This window comes from Streptomyces sp. NPDC047453, from assembly GCF_040643155.1.
Lineage (GTDB): Bacteria > Actinomycetota > Actinomycetes > Streptomycetales > Streptomycetaceae > Streptomyces.
Map to the genome: position 1 here is coordinate 136,110 of NZ_JBEYTS010000009.1, position 23,292 is coordinate 159,401.

Genomic DNA, 23,292 nt, shown 5'->3' on the forward strand with positions numbered 1-23,292 from the left:
AACATCTGACGGACCGGAAGGCTTCGGCCCCACACCCTGCCGATAGGTGTGGGGCCGAAGTCATGCCTGCGCATGTCGCTTCACGGACGCGCCGTCGCGGCCTCCTCCGCGGCGGTGACGAGGTCCTCGACGCTCAGCAGCGCCGGCTCCCGGGCCGTCTCCAGGCGCAGGGCGAGCGCCCCGTGCACCGTCTTGCGGATCCGGCGTCCGTCGAGGCCGGCCAGGAGTTTGCCCACCCGCTGGTGCACCGCCGGATCCTCGGCCAGCGCGGCCAGTTCGGGCCACTGAGCCGCCAGAGCGCGCAGCGAGTCGGCCACGATCAGCGGGACCACCGACTCCTCGGGCAGTTCGGTGTGCACGACGAGGTCGGCGCGGGAGAGGAACGCCTCGTCGACGGCCTCGGCGAAGTTCGTCGTGACGACGAGCAGGGTGCCGGGGCGCTCGGCCCGCAGCGCGTCCAGACCGCTGAGCACCGCGTCCGTGGCCCGGTGCACATCGACCGGGTTGGTGTCGAAGGATGCCGCATGGCGCCGTACCGCGAGTGCCTCCACCTCGTCGACGAGGACCAGGGTGTGCGGTCGGCGCGCGGCCAGTTCCGGGAGCGTCTCGAGGAACAGGCGGGAGACGGCGCGCTGGCTCTCGCCCAGCATCTCGCTGGGAAAGGCATGCGGATCGACCTCGACGAGTGTCGTCGAACCGTGCGGGGCCAGCGTGCGGGCGGCGGCCTGCGCGAGCCCCTGGGCCAGCGTCGTCTTGCCGGTGCCGGGTGGCCCGGCCAGCACCACCAGACCGTGCGGTGCCACGGGCGAACCCGCGAGCCGCCGCCCGTGCCGGAGCACGAGGACGGCGGTCGCGAGCAGCCTCTCCTTGACGCGCGGATCGATGATCACCGAGTCCCAGGGCCCGTCGTGGTGGTCCGCGGGCAGCGCGTGGATCCCGGCGACGCCGTGCGGCAGTGCGGTGCTCACCGCCTGTCGCCCCCGTTCACGGCCACGTGGGGCGGGTGAGCGCCGGCCACTGGATGGTCGACGGGTCACCGGCCTGCGCGTCGCGGATGTGGTCCGGCGGCTCCTCGAACAGCACCAGCGGATCGCACAGGGCGCGCATCGTCTCCAGCAGACTGTCGAACATGTGGATGCGCACCACCTTGGCCGTGGCGTCCGGCGCGGTGTTGATGTGCTGGTGCCAGAGGAAGTGGTCGACGACGATGATGTCGCCCTTCTTCCAAGGATGCCGCTCGCCGCCTTCGGGCTCGGTGCCCAGATAGCTCTCGCCCGAGCCCTCGACGACATACAGCCATGCCTCGCCCGGATGCCGGTGCATCGACTGGGCCCGGCCCGGACCGATCTCGAACATCGCCATGGTGATGCCGGACGTCTGGTAGCCGATGGCGCGGTCCAGCAGGAACGTGGTCCGGGTGCCGCGCGGGGTGTTGCGCAGCTCCAGCTCGTCCCAGCTGGTGTGCAGCCGGCCCGAGCGGCGCGCCTCCTGGTCGCGGGCCAGCCGCCGCAGCCGCGTCGCGTACGGATCGGCGCCGTCACGGCCCGGCGAGAACGGCGGACGCGGCGGCAGCTCGGACACGGGTGTGTGGCCCGCGTCCTCGAGGACCGCCATGCCCATCGTCTCCAGCAGCGGCGCGCTGGAGAAGGTGAGGTAGCGCGTCGTGGTGTCGCCGTCGTTGCCGCTGCGGTGCCAGGACCAGGCCGGCAGGTGCAACGAGTCGCCCGGCCCCCAGTCGACGCGCCGGCCGTCGATCTCGGTCCAGCCCCAGCCGGCCACCACGAACACCATGGCGTCCCACGAGTGCCGGTGCAGCGTGGTGACGGTGCCCGGGTCCATCTCATGCGCCAGGGCGTCCATCGTGCGGGTCGGCCGGTCACCGTCGGCGCCGACATGGACGCCCACGCGGCTGCCCCGCTCGGTGGGGTGCATCACGACGTCGTCGTGGGCGACGAGGGTGCGATGGTTCTTCCGCCAGTCCTCGATGAAGGCGGCTCGTCGGCGCTTCTGGACGTGGTAGTGAGTGACCTCGGTCGTGGTGTGCGTACTCAAGCGTGTCTCCCAACGGGTCGAAATTCACGGGGAGTCGGAGGTTCAGGGGGTGGCGTTCTGGGCCGTCGGCACCTTGTATTCGCGCACCGTGCGGCTGCGGGCCGCGCTCGCGCCCGACACAGCCGCCGGTACCAGCCCGCCGAGGGTCAGTGCCAGGACCGGGCCGAGCGCGCCGGCGACCAGTCCCATCAGTGAGTCGCCGATCGCCGGGCCGCCGCGCGAACACACCTGGTAGATGGCCGAGACACGGCCGCGCAACTCGTCCGGCGTCTCGACCTGGACCGCGGCATGGCGGACGGTGGTCGCGACCGCGTCCGCGGCCCCCAGGGCGAGGGCCATGACGATCGCCATGGGGAAGGCGCGCGACTGGGCCAGGCCCAGCACCGCCAGACCGTACGCGGCCGTGCCCCACAGCACGATCCGTCCGGCGCGTGCCGTGCGCACCAGCCGGAACACCCAGACCGAGCCGATCAGCGCGCCGGCCGAGGGTGCCGCGGACAGCAGCCCGTAGCCGGTGGCGCCCACGTGCAGGACGTCGTCGGCGAAGGCGGGCAGCAGCACCCGGTAGGCGCCGAACACCGTGGCGGTCATGTCCAGGCCCATCAACTGCCACACGACGGGCCGTTCCGCGACGTACCGCACACCCTGGCGCAGGCTTCCCAGCAGCGACCCCCGCTCGCCCCCGCCGGCCAGCGGCGGCACCCGCAGCAGCGCGAGGGCGACGATGAGCACGGCGTAGGTGACGGCGTCGAAGACGTACACCGCCCCCGGCCCGCCGACGGCGATCAGCACGCCCGCGAAGGCGGGTCCCACCAGGACCGCCAGCTCGCGTGAGGGGTTGAGCAGCGCGAACGCCTCGACGAGCCGTTCGCGCGGCACCATCGCGGGGATCAGCGCCTGCCGGGCGGGCTGGTCGAACGTCGCGGCCGCCGTCGCCAGCAGCGACGTGACCACGACCGACCACACCGTGGCGGCGCCCGCCAGGGTGATCGCGGCCAGTCCCGCCGACACCAGCAGCGCGACCCCCTGCGTGGCCTGCAGCAGGCGGCGCCGGTCCAGCCGGTCGGCGTAGATCCCGCCGACCGGTGACAGCACCAGCAGCGCCACCGCCTGGGCGAGGCCCACGAGCCCCACCTGCGCGGTGGAGCCGGTGAGTTGGTAGACCTGGTAGAGGTTGGCGGCGACGGCGCCCCGGGTCCCGATCTGGGAGAAGACGACACCGCCCCAGTAGAGGTTGAAGTCCCGGTTGCGCAGTACCTCGGGTATCGCCATCGGTCAGTCGACCGGGACGAGGGTCACCTTGTCCGGAGCGACCGAGAAATGCACCTCGGTACCCGGCCGGATCGACAGGTTGGGATTGGAGCGGTTGCGGATCTCCAGGTCGCCGACGCCCACGATGTGGTCGACGACGTCTCCCATGAAGGCCCGGGTGAGGACCGTGCCCGACCACTCGTTGGGCACGTCGCCCCGCCGCTCGCGGGACAGGTCGACGCACTCGGGGCGGATGGAGATGAGCACCGTGTCGCCGACCGAGGGCGGCGCCTCCACACCGTGGGCGACGAGGCGGCCCTGTGCCGCGTCGACCTGCACCTCACCGCCCGCGACCGAGACGACCTCGGCCTCCATGAAGTTGGAGGTGCCGATGAACTCGGCGACGAAACGCGTCGCCGGCCTGGTGTAGATCTCGCGGGGCTTGCCGATCTGCTCGATACGGCCCTGGTTCATCACGGCGATACGGTTCGACATCACCAGGGCCTCGGACTGGTCGTGCGTCACATAGATCGCGGTGAGGTTCAGCTCCCGCTGCAGCCGCTTGAGTTCGAAACGCATCGTCTCGCGCAGCTTCGCGTCCAGATTGGACAGCGGTTCGTCCAGCAGCATCAGCTCGGGCCGGGTCACCAGGGCACGGGCCAGGGCCAGGCGCTGCTGCTGGCCGCCGGAGAGCTTGGTGGCGGCCCTGGAGGAGTAGGCGCCGAGCTCGGTGACCTCCAGGACCTGCTCGACCCGGTCCTCGATCTCCTTGCGGCCGGGGCGCTTGGCGCGGGGCATCACCTCCAGCGGGAACGACACGTTCTTGAAGACCGACAGGTGTGGCCAGATGGCGTACGACTGGAAGACCATGCCGAGCCCGCGCTGGTTGGCGCGCATGTTGACGCCGTGCCCGGAGTCGAACAGCACGCGTCCGCCGAGTGTCACCCGGCCCTCCGTCGGGCGCTCCAGGCCCGCCACGGAGCGCAGGGTGGTCGTCTTTCCGCAGCCGGAGGGGCCGAGCAGCGTGAACAGCTCGCCGTCGTGCACCTCGAAGTCGACCCCGCCGACGGCGTACACGCGCGTGCCCTCGCCGGACCGGCGCCTGGAGGCACGTCCGGCCGTGTCGTCGTAGCTCTTCTTGAGGGATTCGACCGTCAACATCGCTGAAGGTCCCTTCGATCAGTTCGCGGAGTCGCTCTGCAGCCCGAAGCGGGCACCCAGGCGGTAGGCAATGGAGACGAGGACGACGAGCAGGGCGACCATGCAGACGCCCAGGGCGGCCAGGGTGGTGAACTGGCCGTTCTCGAACTGCTCCCAGATCAGCACCGACAGCACCTCCTTGCCGGGGCTGTACAGAAGGATCGTGCTGGACAGTTCGCGGAAGGACACGACCAGGATGTAGACCCAGCCGGCCAGGATGCCGCCGCTCATCAGCGGCAGCAGCACACGGCGGAAGGTCTGGAACCACGAGGCGCCGGACACCGCGGCCGACTCCTCCAGCTCCGGAGACATCTGCGCCATCGCGGACGAGGCGTAGCGCATGCCGTACGGCAGGTAACGCGTGCAGTAGGACACCAGCAGGATCAGCAGCGTGCCGTAGACCGGCAGCGGCATCCTCAGGTAGACGAACGACAGCGCGAGACCGAGGACGAGGCCGGGGATCACGATGGGGGTGAAGGCGAGCAGGTCGAGCACCCGTCGCCCCGGGGCCTTGGTGCGCAGCACGACCCAGGCGACGATCGCGGTGAGGATCATCACGGTCGTCGCCGCTCCCACCCCTACGATGAGCGAGTTCTTCAGCGCGGTGAACGCCAGCGGCATCTCGAAGACGGCACGGTAGTTGTCCAGCGTCATCTGGCCGAGGGTCTTGCGTGTCGGTGCGGTGTAGTACTTCAGCAGCGAGGCGTAGACGAGGACGGCGACCGGCAGGACCACCGTGACCAGGAAGTAGAGGACCACCCCTGCGCCGACGTACGGCCGCGCCCGGCCCAGCTCGACCGGACGGGGCCGGAACGCCTTGCCGCTGACCGTCTGGAAGTTGCGTGAGGAGCGCTGGAGCCAGCTGGAGAGCAGCACCCCGACCGCAGCGATGACCAGCAGGCCGATGGCGTAGGCGCCGGCGGCTCCGTAGTCGATGGGGTAGGCCCGCAGGACGAAGTAGATACGGCTGGTGAAGACGTAGATGCCGTTCTGCAGTCCGAGCAGTCCCGGCACCTCGAAGCTCTCCAGGGACTGCACGAACATCAGCAGTGCCGCGGAGATCATCGCCGGCCGCAGCAGGGGCACCGTGACCCTTCGCAGGACCGTGAGCCTGTTCGCCCCCGACATGGCGGCGGACTCCTCCAGCGAGGGGTCCATCGCCCGGAAGGCGGCCACCATCAGCAGGAACGTCACCGGGGCGAGGTGCAGCCCCTGCACCCAGATCATGCCCCAGACGCTGTAGATGTTGATGGGGGCGGAGCCGAACAGCGGCTTGAATACGAGGGAGTTGAGCAGTCCGGTCGACGGGTCACCGAGGAAGATCCACGACGTCGAGTAGAGGATGCCGGGCACGATGAGCGGCACGAGCGACGCCGCGAAGAACAGTCCCTTGAAGGGGGTGTCCGTCCGCACCTGCACATACGCCAGGGCTGTGCCGAGGGTGAGCGCCAGGGCCGCCGAGCCGAGGGCGAACCAGAGCGAGTTGAGCATCATCTGGCCGGACTGGGAGTTGCCGCCGTAGGCCCGTGCGAAGGCGTCGAAGGAGACGCCGCTTCCGTCGGCGCTGAGGAAGGTGTCGTGGATCAGGTAGCCGAGCGGGACGATCGCCAGGTAGCCGACCACGACGACCGCGACGCCGACCAGCAGGCCCTGCAGAGACAGCGGGCGCCGTAGCAGCCGTAGCAGCCGGTGGGCCGGTTTGTTCTTCCCGGGTTGCGGTGCGGGTCCCGGCCGGGCTTCGGGGCCGTCGTCCCGCGCGGTCGTGGACGTGGATGCGAGGGTCATCGGCGGTCACATCCCCGTCGTGGCAGCGCCGCGCAGCAGCGCGTCGTACTTCTTGTCCCAGGCGCCGGCGTCCTTGCTGAGACCCTCGACGTCGAAGGGGACGAGGGTGAGGCCCTTGAGGCTCTTGTCCCCGGGCACCTCCGTCGACGGGGTGAGTCCGAGATTGACGAGCTCCCTCTGGCCGTCGGTGAGCAGCCAGTGGTAGAAGAGCCAGGCGGAGGCCGGGTGCTGTGCGTTCTTGATCATGCCGACGCCGTTGGGCCGGGCGAAGGCGGGTATCTTCGACACCCCGCTCTCGGGCAGGTGGGTGACGGGGGCGCCCTTCTGGGCGGCGCGGGTCGTGATGTAGGTGTAGTTCATCGCCTCCATCGGCGACTGGCCGGCGGAGAGGAACTGCATCATCGTCGTGTGGCCCTTGGCCACCTTGGAGTTGGCGACAATGCCTTTCCACAGCGCGTCCACCTGGTCCTGCGACTTGCCGTGGTCCAGCCAGTACTTGGTGACGTTCTCGAACCAGTCGCTGTCGCTGACCTCGAGGGTGATCTTGCCCTTGTACTTGGGCAGGGCGAGGTCCTCCCAGCTGTGCGGCTCGTCGGCGGGCTTGATCAGATCGGTGTTCCACGCGGGCTGGAAGACGTTGAGCCGGCTTGCCGTCCAGTGCGGGAACCTGGCGGTGGACTGCACCTTGTCCACTGCCGAGCCGTTGAAGTCCGCGAGGAGGTCGTTGTCGGACAGGGCGGCCATCTCGGCGAAGTTGGTCTCCACCGTGTCGGCGCCGGCCTTGCCGGCCTGCGACTCCTGCAGGGCCCGCTGCAGGACGGTCTCGGAGTTGCCGCGGAAGACGCTGACGCGGATGCCGTACTGCTTCTCGAAGGCCTGCGCGATCGGAGTAGCGATGTCCGCGGTCATCGAGGTGTACAGCGAGAGGGTTCTGCCCTCCTTTTGGGCGAGTTCCTTGGCCTTGACGACCTGCTGGTCCTTGGGGAGGCCGGCGATCTGCGCGTAGGTGCCGTCGGCCTTGGCGTTGGACGCGGTGGTGACGGCGCCGCCGCACCCGGTGGTGACGGCCGCGACCAGCAGGCCGGCCAGGGCGAGGGTGGTGCTACGGGTCCTCATGCGGTGCTCCTGGAGAGGGGCGGGAAGGGGAGTGCGGTCAGCCCGCCGTGGGCACGCCGCGCAGAAGCGCGTCGTAGGCGGTGTTCCATTTCTCGGTGTCGGTCTCGGCGGTCTTCGACAGGCTGTAGGTGGTGGTGCCGGCCGGGATCGGCTCCTTGTAGCCGGGCACGCTCTTGGCCGCCGGGATCCGCAGCGACTGGGCGATGATCTCCTGGCCCTCTGTGAGCACCCAGTCGGTCCACAGCAGGGCCGCGGCCGGATGACGGGGGTGGGCCATCAGTGCGACGCCGTTGGGGCGGAGGATCACCGGCTCGACGGCGGGCCGCCATGCCACGGGCGCGCCCTTCCTGGCCGCCTTGTCGACGGTGTGGCTGTAGACGGAGAGGGCCACGGCGAACTGGCCGGCGCTGAGCAGTTCGCCCTGGACCGTGTGGCCCTTGACCACTTTGGCATTGGCGATGATCTTCTTGAACAGGTCGTCCACGGCGGAGGGGCTCATGCCCTTCTCCTCGGTCAGGTAGGTGTGGATCGACGCGTACCAGTCCCAGTCACCGACCTCGACGGAGAGCTTGCCCTTCCACTTCGGGTCGGCGAAGTCGGCGATGTCCTGGGGTTCCTCACCCTTCTTGACCTTGTCGGTGTTCCAGCCCACGACGAAGGCGTTGAACCGCTCGGCCGTCCAGCCGCCGAGGTTCTTCGCGGCGTCCTTGAGACCGGCTTCCGCGGGTCCCTGGTAGGGGTGGAGCAGGTGCTGGGCGTCCAGGGCCCGCAGTTCGATGTCATTGGTGTCCATGACGTCGTTCTGCGGCTTGTTCGCCTGGTTCTCCTGCAGCGCCCGCTGCAGAACCGTTTCTGAGTTGGCCCGGAAGGCATTGACCTTGAGGCCCGGGTAGGCCTTCCGGAACCCGTCGACGAGGTCCTGGATGTCGGTGTTGGAGGTGTAGAGGTCCACCACGCCGCCCTCGCTCTTGGCGTCGGCGAGCAGTTTGTCCGTGCGTTCCTTTCCGGTGAGGGACTCGTACGCGGCGTAGGGGTTCTTGTCGGGCGCTGAGCCCGTGGTGTTCGTCGTCGGCGAGGTGCCGCAGCCGCTGAGCAGGAGGAGGCCGGCCAGCAGGCCGGCGGAGAGAGCACCTTGACGCATCGCACACTCCTTGGACGAGGCGGATGGCTCGTGGGCGGACTGAAGGGCGCAGACGGTGGGGGAGGGTGCGGTCACGCCGACGGTGAGGTGACGAGTCGTCGGCGTGGCGGCGAGCGGCTGAGGTTCACGTCCGTCCGTGTGCCGGGTCCCTGCATGAAACAGGAGTTAGGTATTATGGTCTAACCATCGGACAGGAGCTTTACTTTATTGTTACGACGCGGGATGCCGGCCGGGATCCGTCCCGAAGACAAGGGACTTGATCGTGACCGGCACCGTGTTGGACGGGAAGCGGACCCGCCCGATGTCGACGTAGTCGAAGTCCCGCAGGCTCAGCCCGTCGATGACGAGCAGATCCGCGGTGACGTCCAACTCCTCGCGCAGCAGCCGGCCGAGTGTGAGGGCCACATCCCCGTCGAGCACCACGTACAACGGCCGTCCCCGGGCGAACCGTTCGGCGAGCGCGTCCCGGACGGCGCGGGCGAAGGGCAGCAGCCTGGCGTGGCTCGGCGGCCCGCTCCAGGTCAGGGCCAGGGCGATGTCCGCGCCCGTCTGCGCGACGTCGAGGGCGACGAGATGCTGCCGGATCGCGGCTTCTACCGTCGCGGCGTCGACCGTCTCCCCGAGCTCGTACGCCGGCCTGAGGATCTGCAGGTTGCGGCGCGGCAGCAGCGCGTCGGGATCGGAGACGAACCCCGTGTTGCCACTGAGCTGGACGCTGTACTCCGATGCGCCCAGCGCCGTGGCGCGGATGCACTCGCCCGGCGGCAGCAGGGGATACGGCAGCGCGCCGTCGTCCACCCGCTGCCGCAGCGCCCGGCCCAGCCGGCGGCCGAGGTCGCCGAAGTCCGTGTGTTCCCGGCCGTAGACGTACTCCGCGACCCCGCCCGAGAACATCACCCCGTCGACCGGGGCGAGTTCGGGCAGCGGCTCGGTGAGGAAGAGCGCCCGGACGTCATCGGGGAGCACGTCGGCGGTGACTGCTTGGACCAGCGCGTCGGCCATCGCCTCCGCCACCCGGTCCAGTTCGTCGTCCGGGACGGTGTCGCCGGGCTTCCGTCCCGGGTGTCCGGCGCGCGCGGCGTGCAGGCGGCCTGCCGGATCGAGCCGTACGATACGTCCCTCGGCGTCGACCACCTGGAGCCTGCCGCCGATGTGTACGGCTGCGGTGGCCACGACCCGGCCCCCCTCCAGCACGGCGAGCTTGGTGGTCCCGCCGCCGATGTCGATATTGAGGATGCGCCGCCCGGTGTCGTACGACGCCTTCGCCGCGCCCGATCCGTACGCGGCCAGCATGGCCTCCATGTGGTGGCCGGCGCTCGCGTTGACCAGCTCGCCCCCGCGCTCGGCGAGGATGCCGGCAATGGCCTCCGCGTTGCGGCGGCGCAGCGCCTCGCCGGTGAGGATCACGACGCCGGTGTCCACGGTGGCCGGGTCGGCGTCCGCCTCCTTGTACGCCGCGTCGATGATCGAGCCGAGGGCCTCCGCGTCGATGTGCGCGTCGCTCGCGTAGGGCGTGAGTTCCACGGGGGAGCGGTGGAGGGTCTCCCGCCGCACCACGAGGTACCGGCTCGTCAGGTCCTCGCCGATGCGCCGCAGGTGCAGACGGGAGAAGACGACCTGGGTGCCGGAGGAGCCGATGTCGATGCCGACGCTGTGCAGGGTGACGTTGTCCTGCTGCCAGATCGGGTTGTCCTCGAGCGCCCCCGGCAGGTCGTCGTCGTGGTCATGGTCGTGGTCGGGGAGGTACGCCGAATGAACCGTGCGCACTCCGTCGTCATGGTCGTGTTCTTCGGCGTGCCGCACGGTTCCCGCTCCTTGACGGACGTGGATGTCGAGTGTCAGACGGTGGCTGACTGCTCCGGCTTCGGCGGGAGGGTGGCGAGCTCCGCCTCGTAGACGGCGTCCATCTCGGGCTCCATCCCGTGCTTGGCCAGGGCCTCGCGGAACGTCTCGCGCACATAGGCGGACTCGTCGGCGTAGTCGATCTGGTCGCCGCCGATGCGCCGGCTGATCCAGGCCTTGGGCACGCCCTGCGCGTTGCGCACGGAGACGACCTCGTGCTTGAAGGCGAGATAGCGACCGGGTTCGGTGCCGGTGTTGAAGTGCTGGTGGAACCACATGTTCGGCGGGACGATCAGCGTGCCGGGCCCCCACTCGTAGCGGCGGGGCTCCTCGCCCTCCGGCCACATCAGGCTGTAGCCCTCACCGGAGAGGATGATGACATGGGCGCCGGGTCCGTGCCGGTGCCCCTTCTTGTAGGTCGCGGTGGGGAATTGGGAGATATGGCTGTTCATCGACCCCTTGGCCATCGCGAAGCGGATGTGTCCGCCGCCCGCGCCCCGCTCCTTCGCCTCGATCAGCGGAAGGTTGACCGCATCCGCGACGAAGTTGGTGTCGAGGAGCAGGCCCTTCTGTTCGCCTCTGGGGGAGAAGTAGTCGGGCTCACCGTTGAAGCGGTCCGGGAAGTCCCTCGGGGTGTTGAAGACGAAGTCCGGGTCGTCGTAGAGGTTGATGACGGGAGGCATGTTCGTCGAGGAGACGAAGCGCGCCGCCCTGCGGCCGGAGCCGTTGAAGTGCTGGTGACGGGCGTTGAGCGGAATGGCGAACATCGAGCCGGTCTGCCACTCGAACGTCACCTCGGCACCCGAGTCGTTCCAGACCTTCGTCGACCCCTGGCCTTCGAGGATCAGGATCATCTCCTCGAACAGCTGGCGCTGCGGGGCGAGTACACCGCCCGCCGGTATCTCGCAGACGTAGCAGTCGTTGGAGGTACGGGTGGCCTCGTGGTTGATGAAGACGCCCCGGCCGCCGCGCCGCTCCCACGGCTTCAGCTCGACGGTGCGCAGGTCGGGAATGTAGTGGGCCGCGATGATGTCCAGTCCTTCGGCGGCGACCCAGCGAGTGTAGGGGGAGTCCTTCTCCGTGGCGAACTTCGCCGCCAGGGAGTCGTTGACAAGCGCATCCTTGGCCATATGGCGGCCCTTCCTGGTCGGCTCTTGCGACGTGACGTGCACTGACAGGGCATGGGAGCGTGGATTGGTAGAACCATAAGTCCACTGCTGAAGGGCGTCAACGACTCGTGCGTGATGATCGGAATCCCTCCGCGGCCACGTCCGCGGCCGCCGCCGCGGCGGCCGGCGGGTCCAGATAGCGGCCGCCCCGCACGAGCGGCACCAGGTCCTCGCCGAGGTCGTACCGCAGGGGCATGGCCGTGGGAATGTTCAGCGCCGGCACCTCCTTACGGCTCAGCCGGTCCAGGTGGGCGACGAGGGCGCGCAGCGAATTGCTGTGCGCGACGACCAGCGTGGTGCGGCCCGCGCGCAGATCCGGCACCACGGCTTCGTGCCAGTACGGCAGCAGCCGGGCGGTGACGTCGGCGAGCGACTCGGTGCGCGGCAGAAGGCTGCGGGGCACCTGCGCGTACCGCGGGTCGTCCGACACGTCCCCCGCGGTGCCCTCGGCGACGGGCGGCGGGGCGGCGTCGTAGGAACGGCGCCAGAGCCGGAAGCGCTCCTCGCCGAACTCCCTGAGGACCTCGCTCTTCTCCCGGCCCTGCAGGGCCCCGTAATGGCGTTCGTTGAGCCGCCAGTGCGCGTGGACCGGAACTCGATGGCAGCCGGCGCTCCGGGTGACCAGCGTGGCGGTGTCGAGCGCCCGGGTCAGGGCCGAACTGTGCACCGCCTCAGGCGCCAGGTGTGCGGCGCGCAGCAACGCGCCGCACGCTCCGGCCTGTTGTGCGCCGCGCGGTGACAGGCCGACGTCGGTCCAGCCGGTGAACAGATTCCTCGCGTTCCATGTGCTCTCGCCGTGGCGAAGCAGGATCAGTGTCCGCATGCCGCCGATTGTGATCCCGCGTCCCGTCCCTTGTTCCGCCTTTCACCATTCTGGTCTAATGGACAGACCACCGAGCGGAGTGCGGACCCCGTGGCATGCCCGCTCGCAGTGGATTCCGCCGATCGCGAGAGGAAACAGGGACCTTGCCCAAGGTGATCTTCGTCGGCAGTGACGGTCCCGAGTACACCGTCGATGCGACGGTCGGGGACTCGGTCATGGCGGCCGCGGTGAAGAACGGCGTTCCCGGGATCGTCGCCGAATGCGGCGGCAATCAGTCCTGCGCCACCTGTCACGTCTGGGTGCGTCAGGAGTTCGCGTCGCTGGCCGGACCGCCCGGCGACATGGAGGACGATCTGCTCGACCTGGCCGTGGCCGAACGCCGGGACACCAGCCGCCTGTCGTGCCAGATCCGCCTCACCCGCGAACTCGACGGGCTCACCGTCGACATCCCGCCGGACCAGCCCTGACGCCGGGCACCCGACACGCCGCCCAGCACCGAGCTCAGCACCGATGTCCACGACCCGCCGGCGGGTCAGTACCTGAAAGGGATATGGCCGTGCTCAGAAAAGACATCAACGAGCTGCTCACCCAGACCGGAGCGGGGACGCCCATGGGCGAACTGTTCCGCCAGTACTGGATCCCAGCGCTGCTCGCGGAGGAACTCCCGGAGAACGACTGCCCGCCGGTACGCGTCAAGCTCCTGTCCGAGCGCATGGTCGCCTTCCGCGACAGCGAGGGGCGCTACGGCCTCATCGACGAGTTCTGCGCCCACCGCGGCGCCTCCCTGTGGTTCGGCCGCAACGAGGGATCCGGCCTGCGCTGCCCGTACCACGGATGGAAGTACGACGTGACCGGCCAGTGCGTCGAGGTCCCCTCCGAGGCCGACAACAGCAGCTTCTGCCAGAACGTCCAGCTCACGTCGTACCCCCTGGTGAAGATAGGGGACGTGCTGTGGACGTATATGGGAGACGCAGCCACCCGGCCCCCGCTTCCTGAGTTCGAGTGGGTCCACGTCCCGGCCGAGCGGACCTACACCTCCAAGCGCTGGCAGCAGTGCAACTGGCTGCAGGCCTTCGAGGGCGGCATCGACTCCAGCCACGTCACCTTCCTGCACTCCGGGGGCCTGAAGACCGACCCCCTGTTCAAGGGGGCCAAGGGCAACGAGTACAACCTGAACGACACCAAGCCGTTCTTCGAGGTCGCCGACAGCGAGGGCGGACTGTTCGTCGGCGCCCGGCGCAACGCCGAAGAGGGGCAGTACTACTGGCGGATCACACCCTGGGTCATGCCCGCCTTCACGATGGTCCCGCCGCGCGGCGACCACCCGGTGCACGGGCACTTCTGGGTGCCGATCGACGACGAGAACTGCTGGACCTACTCCTTCGACTACCACCCCGTGCGCGCCCTCACCGAGACCGAGCGGCAGGCCATGATCGACGGCCATGGCGTCCACAGCAAGAACATCCCCGGCACCTACCGGCCCATGGCCAACATGGACAACGACTACCTGATCGACCGCGAGGCGCAGAAGCGCGGCGAGACCTATTCCGGTGTGGCGGGCATCGCCATGCAGGACGCCTCCCTCCAGGAGAGCATGGGCCCCATCGTCGACCGCTCCAAGGAGCGGCTGGTCCCCGCCGACAGCGGGATCATCAAGGCCCGTCAGAAGCTGCGCAAGGCCGCCATCGCACTGCGGGACGAGGGGGTCACACCGCCCGGTGTGGACCCGGCGCACCACAAGGTGCGGTCGGCGGCGGTGGTGCTGCCGCAGGCCGAGTCCTTCCTGGACTCCTGCCGCGACGCGGTGAAGGTGAACCCCGGCGTCGCACAGACCTCGGTGTGACATGACGACGGCGCCGATGTACCAGAGCGAGAGTACCCGTGCGGCCTCGGCGAGCGAGTCCCGGTTCCGGATCGACGTCCCCATCGCCCCGGCCCGGTCCGCCCGGGTCGTCGCGCTGGACGAGCGGGCGGCGTCGGTGGCTCGCCGCCTCGCCGAGCGGTCCTGGGCCCACGCCCGCTTCTACACCACCGGCGAGCTCCGGGAGGGCGAGGGCCTGCTGCACGAGCTGGACGGTGCGGCCGTCCCGCTCGACGAGGTCCTCGCCGGCAGCGATGTGGTCGTCGTCCTCGCCACGGAGGACGGCGGCCGGGCCGCCGCGGCCGCGATCGGCCGGCACTGCCGCCGGCGCGGTATCACCACGGCGGGCGTGATCCTGGGCGACGGCTTCGAGGCCGACGACGCTGTCGCCGCCCTGCGGCCCTACGCCCGCGTGCTGCTGCTCTCCGCCGACGAGGGCGACGCCTTCGAACTGCTCACGGCCCTCAGGGTCTAGGGGGTGTCTGACCGTCATGCCCGAGAAGGTCACTTTGCGCGGATTGCAGCGCATGAAGGACGAGGGGCGCAAGATCGTCGGTGTCGTGGCCTGGGACTACCAGATCGCGCGCATCGTCGACCGAGCCGGCGTCGAACTGGTCTCCGTCGGAGACACCGTCGGCGTGAACCTGTGGGGGCAGACCAACCCCTTCGAGGTGACGATGGACCAGATGATCACTGTCACCCAGGCGGTACGGCGGGGCGTGCGGCGGGCCCTGGTGAGCGCCGACTTCCCCTTCGGCCCGTTGCAGGAGGGCACGGACAGCGCGGTCAGGGCGGCCATCCGGTTCGTCAAGGAGGCCGGGGTCGACATGGTCAAGCTGGACGCGGCCTCCGAGTTCCCCGACGCCGTCGCCGCGATCACCCGCGCGGGCATCCCGGTGTTCGCCCAGTTCGGCATCACCCCGCAGACCGCGCTGCGCTACGGCGTCGAGTACAGCGCGATCCCCTCGAGCGCCGACCAGGTGCCGGTGGAGATGAAGGACGCCCTGGTCGCCGAGGCCAGACGGCTGGAGGAGGCGGGGGCCGCCCTGCTGAACTTCACCAACTCCGGACCTGTGGTGGGGGCGGCCGTGGCCGAGGCCGTCTCCATCCCGGTGCTCGGCGGATTCGGCGGCGGCCCCTGGCTCGACGGGCGGATGCGCATGGCCCACGCGGCCATCGGCTACGCCGCCGCGTCCCTCGACGACCCGCCGGACACCTATGCCAACGTCGCCCGGATCACACTCGACGCGATCACGGCCTACGCCGCGGATGTACGAGCGGCACGCCAGGTCGCCGGCGGTGTGCCCGTCCCGCCGACGGCCTGACATCCGGCCGACCTGACGCGAAAGGAGCGAACGACCGTGCCCACCGCCGATATCGACGGAATCACGACACACTACGAGGTCACCGGCTCGGGACCGCCCCTGCTGATGTTCTCTCCCGGAGGCTTCGACTCCAGTCTGGAGAGTTGGCGGACGGTGGGCGTCTACCAGCGCCTGCGCCTGCTCGACCACCTCAGCCGGGAGTACACCTGCGTGACCTTCGACCGGCGCGAGTCCGGCCGGTCGGGGGGACGGCTGGAGCGGATCTCCTGGGCCGACTACGTGCGCCAGGGGGCGGGCCTCCTCGACCACCTCGGGATCGAGCGGGCGCATCTGATGGGAGGCTGCGTCGGCTGCTCCACGGTCGCGGCGCTCGCGGTCGCCCGGCCGGAGCGCGTGCTGAGCATGGTGCTGTACTCGCCGGCGGGCGGGGTGAAGTACCGGATGAAGCAGTACGACCGCTTCCGGCGCCATGTGGTGTACGCCGAGGAGCACGGACTGGAGCAGGTGGTGTCCCTGGCACGTGACTCGGACGCGGGCTTCACCAAGGATCCCCGGGTCGGACCCTGGGCTCAGGTGATCCGTGGCGACGCCGGGTTCGCCGACGCCTACGCACGGACCGACCCCGGCCGCTACCGGGTGACGGTGACCGGCATGGCGAGGCTGCTGTTCGACCGGGACACGGTGCCGGGCCCCGAGCCGGAGGACCTGCTGCGACTGGACGTACCGGCGCTGATCGTCCCCGGGCAGGACACCTCGCATGCGCCGTCGGCCGCCCGGTACCTGCAGGAGTGCCTGCCCGACACCGAGTACTGGGACGTACCTGTCGTTGAGCAGACGCAGGAGACGGCGCCGGCGCGGATACTGGAATTCCTGGCCGGAGCGGGGAAGCGGGAGTGAGGAAAGGGGCTCGGCCATGAGGAGAGGAGCGGCCGGTCCCCTGGCTCAGGCCTGCGCCGATTCCCGTTCCAGCGCGGCGATCTGCTCGAGCCGCCGGGCGTGCACACCGCCCCTGAAGGGGGTCGTCAGCCAGGTCCCGACGATCTCCTCCGCCTCCTGGGGCGGCAGGATCTTCGCGGCGAGGACGAGAACGTTGGAGTCGTTGTTGCCTCGGGAGATGCGGGTGCTCCACAGGTCGTGGCACAGCCCCGCCCGTATCCCGCGGACCTTGTTGCAGGCGACGGTCTCCCCGAGCCCGCTTCCGCCGAGGACGATCCCGCGGTCGGCTCGTTCCTCGGTCACCTGCCGGCACACGTCCGCGCACAGTGGCGGGTAGTCGACCGTCTCCTCGGTGTGGCTGCCGCGGTCGTCGACGGTGTGCCCGTGCGCCGTCAGCCAGGCGGTGAGCCGGGCCTTGAGGGCATGTCCGTTGTGGTCGGCGGCGATGGCGATGCGCATACGGGTCCCTTCGGCGGACGGTGAGGGCGGTCAGGCGATCATCGTGCGCGTACTCTCGGCGAACAACTCCTCCAGTGGCAGCGGCCGTTCGAGGATCCGCTGGTCCACGGCGTGCCGCATGAGCTTCTCCAGCACGGCCCGGTTCGGCTCCATGCCGTACGGCAGCGGATCCGCGCCGGTCACCTCCAGGACCCGCCGGTACATGAGGTCCGTGGCGGTGGGGGAGCCGATGCCCCCGCCGCGCAGCCGGTCCACGTACAGCTGCTTGGCCCGGGCGAAGGCATCGAAGACGAGCGCCGCCAACTCGGGCTGTTCCTCCAGCAGTTCGTCGCGGATGACGATCAGGTGGTTGATCGGGTACAGCGCGCGCTCGCGCAGGGCGGTGAAGCCCGCCTCCTCGGGATCCGGGATCAGCGGAGCCAGGGCCGGGGACGCCGGCCTGGGCCCGATCACCGCGGCCAGGTCACCGCCGAGCACCATGTCCTCCAGGGAATCACCGGGGTCCATGGGGACGACGTTGGCCGGTGGCCGGTACGCCGCCACGTGCTCGTCGCCCGACAGCACCCAGGTGACCTTGTCGAGGTCGACGCCGTACTCCTCCTGGAGGACGGCCCGCGCCCAGACCCCGGTGGTCACCGTGTAACCCCGGCTGACACCGACCCTGCGGCCCTCCAGGTCCTTGGGGCCGCGCACGTCCGACGCCGGGTCGTGGAAGATCGCGCCGTGGTGGAAGCCGCGCACCAGGAAGACGGGCACGGCGGTGAACCGTGCCCCGTGCGCCTTGGCCACCAGATAGGTGGTCAGCGCCATCTCGCTGACGTCGAACTCCAGCCCGCGCACCATGCGTCGGAACGCATGGACGAGGACGGGGACTTCCTCGAACTCGAAGCGGAAGCCGCGGGGCGTGATCGCCCCCGTCTTGAGTGCCTCGTTGTTGCCCTGTGTGCGGGTCACTGTCCTGAGCTGAGGTACGACCATGGTGCGAAAAGGTAGCATGGTTAGTCCATAAGTCCATAGACTGTCGCCCCGGCGGGACATCCCCGAACGTGAGGAGACGACGTCATGGCGGAGCAGGTGCTGGCAGCGGTGCGAACGGCGCCCGGCCGAACCGAACTACGGGAGTTCCCGATGCCGGACATAACCGACGACGGAGCCCTGCTGAAGGTAGAGGTGGCCGGCATCTGCGGCACCGACGTGAAGATGTACGGAAAGCCGCCGTTCACCGATCCCGTGATCATGGGCCATGAGAACGTCGGCGTCATCGCGAAGGCCGGCCGCACCTTCACCGAGCGCAAGGGCCTTGCCGAGGGCGACCGGGTGTTCGTCGAGCACTACGTCGGCTGCTACCGCTGCGAGTGGTGTCACCGGGGCGAGTACCGCCACTGCGAGGCCACCGACTGGCGCACCAACCCCGACGCCCGCCGCTACGGCTACACATCGGCGAACCACCCCCACCACCTGTGGGGCGGCTTCGCCCAGTACCTCTACCTTCCGTGGAACTCGGTCACCCACCGCGTGCCCGACGGGGTGTCGGCCGAACTCGCCGGCCTGGTCACGCCGTTGTCGAACGGCATCGAATGGGCGCTGGTCACCGCGGGCGTCGGCTACGCCTCCACCGTGCTCATCCAGGGCCCCGGACAGCAGGGCCTGTCCCAGGTCGTCGCCTGCAAGCAGGCCGGCGCCTCCCTCATCATCGTCACCGGCACCACGCGGGACGCGGCGCGCCTGTCCCTCGCGCGGGAGCTGGGCGCCGACCACGTCATCGACGTGACTCAGGAGGACGCCCTCTCCCGTGTCCTGGACATCACCGCGGGCCGTGGGGTCGACGTCGTCCTGGACTGCACCGCCGGTGCCGGCACCGCACCCGTGCTGCTCGGCATCGACGCCCTCAAGCGACGCGAGGGCACCATGGTGGTCCAGGGCGAACTGGCCGCGTTCCCCGACTTCCCCATGAAGAAGCTGACGGAGAAGTCGATCGCCCTCAAGAGCGCACGCGGCCACAGCTACCGCTCCTGCGAACTCGCCCTGGAACAGCTCGCATCGGGCCGCTTCCCGCTGGAGAAACTGACCACCCACAGCTTTCCCCTCACCGAGGTCGACCGCGCCATCCGCACCGTCGGCGGCGAGAGTGGCGAGGACGCCGTACACGTCTCCCTCCTGCCCTGGGCGGCGGCATGAGCATCGTCGTCCGCAACCCCCACCGCGCCGACCGCGCCACCGCCGACGCCTTCGCCGCATTCGGCGTGGCCACCGTCCACGAGGCCCAGCACCGCACCGGACTCCTCGACCCCGCCCTGCGCCCCGTCTGGCCGGGAGCGCACGTCGCGGGCACCGCCGTGACCGTCAGCGTGCCGCCCGGTGACAACTGGATGATCCATGTCGCCGTGGAACAGTGCCGGGACGGCGACATCCTCGTGATAGCCCCCACCTCGCCCTCCCAGGCCGGCTACTTCGGCGACCTGCTCGCCACCGCGGTGGCCGCGCGGGGCGTACGTGGACTGGTCATCGACGCGGGCTGCCGCGACGTGGCCGACCTGCAACGGATGGGATTCCCCGTCTGGGCGCGGCACATCAGCGCGTTCGGCACGGTCAAGGAGACCCTCGGCGACGTCAACACCCCGATCGTCTGCGCCGGGCAGCGCATCGAGCCGGGCGATGTCGTCGTCGCCGACGACGACGGGGTGGTGGTCGTGCCGCGGCGTGCCGCGCCGGCCCTGCTCGACAGGTGCCGGGCGCGGGAGGAGAAGGAGGCCGCCAGCCGCAAGCGCTATGCGAACGGCGAGCTGGGCCTCGACGTCAACGCGATGCGCGAGCGCCTCGCGCACAAGGGCCTGACCTATGTCGACCGGGAGCCCACGGATGATCATTGATGTGCACGGCCACTACACCACGGCACCCCGGCCTCACCAGGCCTTCCGAGACGCACAGTTGGCCCGTCTGGCCGACCCGTCGCTGCCTCCCCCGGCGCTCGCCGCGATCAGCGACGACGCCATCCGCGAGAGCGTGGAGAACAACCAGCTCAAGCTGTTGCGGGAACGCGGCGGGGACCTGATGCTCTTCTCTCCCAAGGCGTCCGGGATGGAACACCACGTCCCGGACGCGCCCACCGCGCACGTCTGGGCGCAGGCCGGCAACGATCTTGTGCACCGGGCCGTCGGGCTGTTCCCGCGGAACTTCGCCGCCGTGTGCCAGCTGCCGCAGACGCCGGGCGGCGCGCTCGACGACGCCGTCGCCGAACTGCGCCGCTGCGTGGACGACCTGGGCTTCGTCGGCTGCAACCTCAACCCCGACCCGTCCGGCGGCCACTGGACCTCACCGCCGCTCACCGACGCGTACTGGTTCCCCCTGTACGAGGCGATGGTCGAGCTGGACGTCCCCGCGATGATCCACGTCTCGGCGTCCTGCAACCCCAACTTCCACACCCTGGGCGCCCATTACCTCAACGCCGACACCTCGGCGTTCATGCAGTTCGTCGAGGGTGACCTGTTCTCCCGCTTCCCCACGCTGCGGTTCGTCGTCCCGCACGGCGGCGGGGCCGTGCCGTACCACTGGGGGCGCTATCGCGGACTGGCGGTACGGCTGGGCCGGCCGGACCCCGCCGACGCCCTGCTGGACAACGTCTTCTTCGACACCTCCGTCTACCACCAGCCGGGCATCGACCTGCTGCACCAGGTGATCGGCGCGGACAACATCCTGTTCGCCTCGGAGATGCTGGGCGCCGTGCGCGGCACGGACCCGCAGACCGGCATCGCCTGGGACGACACCAAGAGCTATGTCGACCGGGCGGGGCTCACCGACGAGCAACGGCACAAGGTCTACGAAGCCAATGCCCGGCGCGTCTACCCGCGCCTGGACGCACGCCTGACCGCGGAAGGCAGGTGACCACACCCCTCATGTCCCGACTGCACCTCACCTTCGCCTGCGGCGACTACGACCGTACGCGCGCCGTCGAGGAGGGTACCGTCCGTCCCGACGGCATCGACCTGACCTACCTGCGGCTGCCCGTCGAGGAGACCTTCTTCCGGATGATGCGGCACCAGGAGTTCGAGGTGGCGGAGCTGTCGCTGTCCTCCTATGTCCTGTCGCTGCGCGCCGAGCCGGCACCCTTCGTGGCGCTGCCGGTGTACACCTCGCGCATGTTCCGGCACGGCGCGCTCTACTGCCACGCCGACGCGGGTATCTCCTCTCCCGAGGATCTGCGGGGCAAGCGCATCGGCACCCCGGAGTACCAGCTGACCGCCTGTGTGTGGATGCGGGGGATCCTGGCCGACCGGCACGGGGTGCCCTTCGACTCGGTGAGCTACTTCACCGGCGGCCAGGAGACTCCCGGCCGCATCGAGAAGGCGGGGGTGGAACTGCCGGACCCGCTGCGCATCAGTCCCATCCCCGAGGACAGGACACTCGCCGAGATGCTCGCCGAGGGTGAGATCGACGCGCTGTGCACGCCGCGGGTGCCGAGCCCGTTCGCCGCCGGGGACCCCCGCGTACGCCGGGTGTTCCCGGACGTCGTCGCCGCCGAGAAGGACTACTACGCGGACACCGGCATCTTTCCGGTCATGCATGTGGTGGTGATCCGGCGGGATGTCTACGACCGTCACCCCTGGGTGGCGCAGTCGCTCTACAAGGCCCTACTGGAGGCGAAGGAGGCGGCGTACCGGAACCTGTACGACACCTCGGCCCTCCGCTTCATGCTGCCCTGGCTCACTCCCCAACTGGAGGAGGCATGCGCGTGGTTGGGCAAGGACTACTGGTCCTACGGCCTCGAGAGCAATCGCGCGGCGCTGGAGACGTTCCTGCGCTACCACCATGAGCAGGGCCTGTCCGAGCGGTTGTGGCGCCCCGAGGAGCTGTTCGCCCCCGAGTCGCTCGAATCCGCGGTGATCTGACGGCCGTCGTTGGAGCAGAAGGGGCGTGAGGCACACGGCCTCACGCCCCTTCGTGTGTCCTCGCCCAGGACGGTGAGGACACATGGTGCTCAGGAGGAGGGCACCGCGGCCGGATGGGTGGTCAGCAGTGCCTTCAGGGGCGTGCCGTGGTCTCCCGCGACGCCGGCCGGGACGGTCGCCCCTTGGGTGAGGGCCTTGCGTACCGCCATGTAGTCGGCGGGGCTGTTCACGGCGTCGATCGCCAGGAGTTCGCCCTGCCGGTAGTACAGGACGGAGAACCGCTCGCTGTCCGGCTCGCCCCGCACCACATGCTGGTCGTAGCCGCCCGACAGACCGGCGATCTGCAGTTTGAGGTCGCCCTGGTGCGACCAGAACCAGGGCACCGCGGGCTGCGGTGCCGGTCGGCCGAGCAGCGACGCGGCGGCGGCCGTGGCCTGGGCGACGGCGTTCTGCACGGACTCCAGCCGTACGCGGCCGAGGCCCGTCACGGGGTGCGGCCGCACGGTGCAGTCCCCGGCTGCCACGATGTGCGGATCGCTGGTGCGTGCCCGGCCGTCGACGACGATGCCGTGATCGCACTCCAGCCCGAGGCGTTCGGCGAGTTCGGTACGCGGGAGCACCCCGACACCGACGAGGACGAGGTCGGCCGGAAGTGTCGTGCCGTCCGCGAGCCGCACCCCGGTGACTCGCCCATGGACGCCGTCGAATCCCGCGACTACCGCGGACAGCAGGACCCGGGTGCCGCGGCGGAGATGGGCCCGCCGGTAGAACTCCGAGACCACGGGCGCCACCGCACGGGAGAGCAGCCGATCGGCGGCTTCGACGATGGTGACGTCCTTGCCGAGCGCGCGGGTGACCGCGGCCGCCTCCAGCCCGATGAAGCCGCCGCCCACGACCACCACCCGGGACCCGGAGCCCAGGCGTTGCCGCAGATCCGCCGCGTCGTCCCGGTCGCGCAGACAGCGGATCCCGTCGAGGTCGGCGCCGGGCACGGCGAGCCGTCGGGGCCCGGCCCCGACCGTCAGGGCGAGGCGGTCGAAGGTGAAGGCGCGTCCGCTCGGGGTCGCCGCGGTACCGGAGCCGGGGGGACCGGAACGGGAGAGGGCGACCTCGGTGACGCGCTCGCCACTGACGAGGTCGATGGCGGCATCGGCGTAGTAGGACGGGACGCGGAGGGCCAGCGACTCCAGGTCCGTCTCTCCGGCCAGGAAATCCTTGGACAGGGGCGGCCGCTGGTACGGCGGATAGGCCTCCTCGCCCACCAGGGTGATCGGCTCAGTGTCTCCCAACTGCCGGAGTGAGACGGCAAGTTGGAGTCCGGCCTGGCTGGCGCCGACGATGAGCGTTCCACCCGACATTCCGTGGCCCCTCTCGACTCCCTTAATGTCAGACCATTATACCAAGGGTGATCGGGGCGGGGGTATGTGATGCCGGTTGCGTCGAAGC

Annotated in this window: 22 protein-coding genes; 9 read left to right on the plus strand and 13 right to left on the minus strand. The window is 69.9% G+C overall.

Translation table 11 applies throughout. The features are described 5' to 3' along the window. Positions 1-80: 80 nt before the first annotated feature. From ABZ818_RS11575 to ABZ818_RS11620, 10 genes are all read right to left on the minus strand, one after another. The gene (locus ABZ818_RS11575) at positions 81-968 is read right to left on the minus strand and encodes an AAA family ATPase (protein WP_361412998.1); all 888 of its coding nucleotides are present in this window, start codon (positions 966-968) and stop codon (positions 81-83) included. A gap of 16 nt (positions 969-984) precedes the next feature. After that, entirely contained in the window at positions 985-2,052 is a 1,068-nt protein-coding gene (locus tag ABZ818_RS11580; protein ID WP_361412999.1) for a cupin domain-containing protein, read from the minus strand. Between the two features lie 42 nt (positions 2,053-2,094). Then, positions 2,095-3,324 (minus strand): MFS transporter, encoded by a 1,230-nt coding sequence (locus ABZ818_RS11585; RefSeq protein ID WP_361413000.1) that lies wholly within the window; start codon positions 3,322-3,324, stop codon positions 2,095-2,097. A 3-nt stretch (positions 3,325-3,327) separates the two neighbouring features. Beyond that, positions 3,328-4,464: an ABC transporter ATP-binding protein gene (locus ABZ818_RS11590; protein WP_361413001.1), complete on the minus strand. Its 1,137-nt coding sequence runs from the start codon at positions 4,462-4,464 to the stop codon at positions 3,328-3,330. Positions 4,465-4,482: 18 nt separating this feature from the next. Continuing rightward, complete coding sequence (locus tag ABZ818_RS11595) at positions 4,483-6,288, minus strand: iron ABC transporter permease (protein ID WP_361413002.1); 1,806 nt, start codon at positions 6,286-6,288, stop codon at positions 4,483-4,485. A gap of 6 nt (positions 6,289-6,294) precedes the next feature. After that, entirely contained in the window at positions 6,295-7,404 is a 1,110-nt protein-coding gene (locus ABZ818_RS11600) for an extracellular solute-binding protein (RefSeq protein ID WP_361413003.1), read from the minus strand. A gap of 37 nt (positions 7,405-7,441) precedes the next feature. After that, on the minus strand, positions 7,442-8,545 hold the full coding sequence (locus tag ABZ818_RS11605) for an extracellular solute-binding protein (protein WP_361413004.1): 1,104 nt from the start codon (positions 8,543-8,545) through the stop codon (positions 7,442-7,444). A gap of 210 nt (positions 8,546-8,755) precedes the next feature. Further along, complete coding sequence (locus ABZ818_RS11610; RefSeq protein ID WP_361413005.1) at positions 8,756-10,348, minus strand: ethanolamine ammonia-lyase reactivating factor EutA; 1,593 nt, start codon at positions 10,346-10,348, stop codon at positions 8,756-8,758. A 35-nt stretch (positions 10,349-10,383) separates the two neighbouring features. After that, entirely contained in the window at positions 10,384-11,517 is a 1,134-nt protein-coding gene (locus ABZ818_RS11615; RefSeq protein ID WP_361413006.1) for an ethanolamine ammonia lyase-activating protein, read from the minus strand. Between the two features lie 97 nt (positions 11,518-11,614). Further along, entirely contained in the window at positions 11,615-12,379 is a 765-nt protein-coding gene (locus ABZ818_RS11620; protein WP_361413007.1) for a 2,3-bisphosphoglycerate-dependent phosphoglycerate mutase, read from the minus strand. 143 nt (positions 12,380-12,522) lie between these two features. Between ABZ818_RS11620 and ABZ818_RS11625 the strand changes: the two genes are divergently transcribed. The 5 genes from ABZ818_RS11625 to ABZ818_RS11645 all read left to right on the plus strand — a co-directional run bounded on the left by ABZ818_RS11625 (position 12,523) and on the right by ABZ818_RS11645 (position 16,462). Then, on the plus strand, positions 12,523-12,846 hold the full coding sequence (locus tag ABZ818_RS11625; RefSeq protein ID WP_361413008.1) for a 2Fe-2S iron-sulfur cluster-binding protein: 324 nt from the start codon (positions 12,523-12,525) through the stop codon (positions 12,844-12,846). Between the two features lie 83 nt (positions 12,847-12,929). After that, a complete protein-coding gene (locus ABZ818_RS11630; RefSeq protein ID WP_361413009.1) occupies positions 12,930-14,222 on the plus strand; it encodes a Rieske 2Fe-2S domain-containing protein in 1,293 nt (430 codons plus the stop codon). 1 nt (position 14,223) lies between these two features. Further along, positions 14,224-14,715 carry a 3-methyl-2-oxobutanoate hydroxymethyltransferase gene (locus tag ABZ818_RS11635; protein ID WP_361413010.1) on the plus strand — a complete coding sequence of 164 codons (492 nt, stop codon included), beginning with the start codon at positions 14,224-14,226 and terminating at the stop codon, positions 14,713-14,715. 16 nt (positions 14,716-14,731) lie between these two features. Then, entirely contained in the window at positions 14,732-15,565 is an 834-nt protein-coding gene (locus ABZ818_RS11640) for a 3-methyl-2-oxobutanoate hydroxymethyltransferase (RefSeq protein WP_361413011.1), read from the plus strand. 36 nt (positions 15,566-15,601) lie between these two features. Beyond that, entirely contained in the window at positions 15,602-16,462 is an 861-nt protein-coding gene (locus tag ABZ818_RS11645) for an alpha/beta hydrolase (protein WP_361413012.1), read from the plus strand. A 45-nt stretch (positions 16,463-16,507) separates the two neighbouring features. On the opposite strand, the gene ABZ818_RS11650 is transcribed toward ABZ818_RS11645, so the two are convergent. Next, positions 16,508-16,960 carry an RpiB/LacA/LacB family sugar-phosphate isomerase gene (locus tag ABZ818_RS11650; RefSeq protein ID WP_361413013.1) on the minus strand — a complete coding sequence of 151 codons (453 nt, stop codon included), beginning with the start codon at positions 16,958-16,960 and terminating at the stop codon, positions 16,508-16,510. Between the two features lie 30 nt (positions 16,961-16,990). After that, positions 16,991-17,938, minus strand: a complete 948-nt coding sequence (locus tag ABZ818_RS11655; protein ID WP_361413014.1) for an ABC transporter substrate-binding protein — start codon at positions 17,936-17,938, stop codon at positions 16,991-16,993. A gap of 84 nt (positions 17,939-18,022) precedes the next feature. Between ABZ818_RS11655 and ABZ818_RS11660 the strand changes: the two genes are divergently transcribed. From ABZ818_RS11660 to ABZ818_RS11675, 4 genes are read left to right on the plus strand one after another with little or no spacing between them, the layout of a single operon-like run. Continuing rightward, positions 18,023-19,138 carry a zinc-binding dehydrogenase gene (locus ABZ818_RS11660; RefSeq protein WP_361413015.1) on the plus strand — a complete coding sequence of 372 codons (1,116 nt, stop codon included), beginning with the start codon at positions 18,023-18,025 and terminating at the stop codon, positions 19,136-19,138. Beyond that, a complete protein-coding gene (locus tag ABZ818_RS11665; RefSeq protein WP_361413016.1) occupies positions 19,135-19,830 on the plus strand; it encodes a 4-carboxy-4-hydroxy-2-oxoadipate aldolase/oxaloacetate decarboxylase in 696 nt (231 codons plus the stop codon). The genes ABZ818_RS11660 and ABZ818_RS11665 overlap by 4 nt, the downstream gene beginning before the upstream one ends. Continuing rightward, positions 19,820-20,842 carry an amidohydrolase family protein gene (locus tag ABZ818_RS11670; RefSeq protein WP_361413017.1) on the plus strand — a complete coding sequence of 341 codons (1,023 nt, stop codon included), beginning with the start codon at positions 19,820-19,822 and terminating at the stop codon, positions 20,840-20,842. Before ABZ818_RS11665 ends, ABZ818_RS11670 begins: the two co-directional genes overlap by 11 nt. Positions 20,843-20,853: 11 nt before the next feature. Further along, positions 20,854-21,846, plus strand: a complete 993-nt coding sequence (locus ABZ818_RS11675; protein ID WP_361413018.1) for an ABC transporter substrate-binding protein — start codon at positions 20,854-20,856, stop codon at positions 21,844-21,846. Positions 21,847-21,935: 89 nt separating this feature from the next. Here the strand turns inward: ABZ818_RS11675 and ABZ818_RS11680 are convergent, their stop codons facing one another. Next, positions 21,936-23,204: an FAD-dependent oxidoreductase gene (locus ABZ818_RS11680; RefSeq protein WP_361413019.1), complete on the minus strand. Its 1,269-nt coding sequence runs from the start codon at positions 23,202-23,204 to the stop codon at positions 21,936-21,938. Between the last annotated feature and the right edge of the window lie 88 nt (positions 23,205-23,292).

Bases quoted from the DNA above. Each gene is read 5' to 3' on its own strand.
- ABZ818_RS11590 (WP_361413001.1), bottom strand. From the start codon at position 4,464: ATGTTGACGGTCGAATCCCTCAAGAAGAGCTACGACGACACGGCCGGA.
- ABZ818_RS11585 (WP_361413000.1), bottom strand. From the start codon at position 3,324: ATGGCGATACCCGAGGTACTGCGCAACCGGGACTTCAACCTCTACTGG.
- ABZ818_RS11600 (WP_361413003.1), bottom strand. From the start codon at position 7,404: ATGAGGACCCGTAGCACCACCCTCGCCCTGGCCGGCCTGCTGGTCGCG.
- ABZ818_RS11655 (WP_361413014.1), bottom strand. From the start codon at position 17,938: ATGGTCGTACCTCAGCTCAGGACAGTGACCCGCACACAGGGCAACAAC.
- ABZ818_RS11630 (WP_361413009.1), top strand. From the start codon at position 12,930: ATGGCCGTGCTCAGAAAAGACATCAACGAGCTGCTCACCCAGACCGGA.
- ABZ818_RS11660 (WP_361413015.1), top strand. From the start codon at position 18,023: ATGGCGGAGCAGGTGCTGGCAGCGGTGCGAACGGCGCCCGGCCGAACC.
- ABZ818_RS11595 (WP_361413002.1), bottom strand. From the start codon at position 6,288: ATGACCCTCGCATCCACGTCCACGACCGCGCGGGACGACGGCCCCGAA.
- ABZ818_RS11650 (WP_361413013.1), bottom strand. From the start codon at position 16,960: ATGCGCATCGCCATCGCCGCCGACCACAACGGACATGCCCTCAAGGCC.
- ABZ818_RS11620 (WP_361413007.1), bottom strand. From the start codon at position 12,379: ATGCGGACACTGATCCTGCTTCGCCACGGCGAGAGCACATGGAACGCG.
- ABZ818_RS11670 (WP_361413017.1), top strand. From the start codon at position 19,820: ATGATCATTGATGTGCACGGCCACTACACCACGGCACCCCGGCCTCAC.
- ABZ818_RS11665 (WP_361413016.1), top strand. From the start codon at position 19,135: ATGAGCATCGTCGTCCGCAACCCCCACCGCGCCGACCGCGCCACCGCC.
- ABZ818_RS11615 (WP_361413006.1), bottom strand. From the start codon at position 11,517: ATGGCCAAGGATGCGCTTGTCAACGACTCCCTGGCGGCGAAGTTCGCC.
- ABZ818_RS11680 (WP_361413019.1), bottom strand. From the start codon at position 23,204: ATGTCGGGTGGAACGCTCATCGTCGGCGCCAGCCAGGCCGGACTCCAA.
- ABZ818_RS11675 (WP_361413018.1), top strand. From the start codon at position 20,854: ATGTCCCGACTGCACCTCACCTTCGCCTGCGGCGACTACGACCGTACG.
- ABZ818_RS11640 (WP_361413011.1), top strand. From the start codon at position 14,732: ATGCCCGAGAAGGTCACTTTGCGCGGATTGCAGCGCATGAAGGACGAG.
- ABZ818_RS11605 (WP_361413004.1), bottom strand. From the start codon at position 8,545: ATGCGTCAAGGTGCTCTCTCCGCCGGCCTGCTGGCCGGCCTCCTCCTG.
- ABZ818_RS11635 (WP_361413010.1), top strand. From the start codon at position 14,224: ATGACGACGGCGCCGATGTACCAGAGCGAGAGTACCCGTGCGGCCTCG.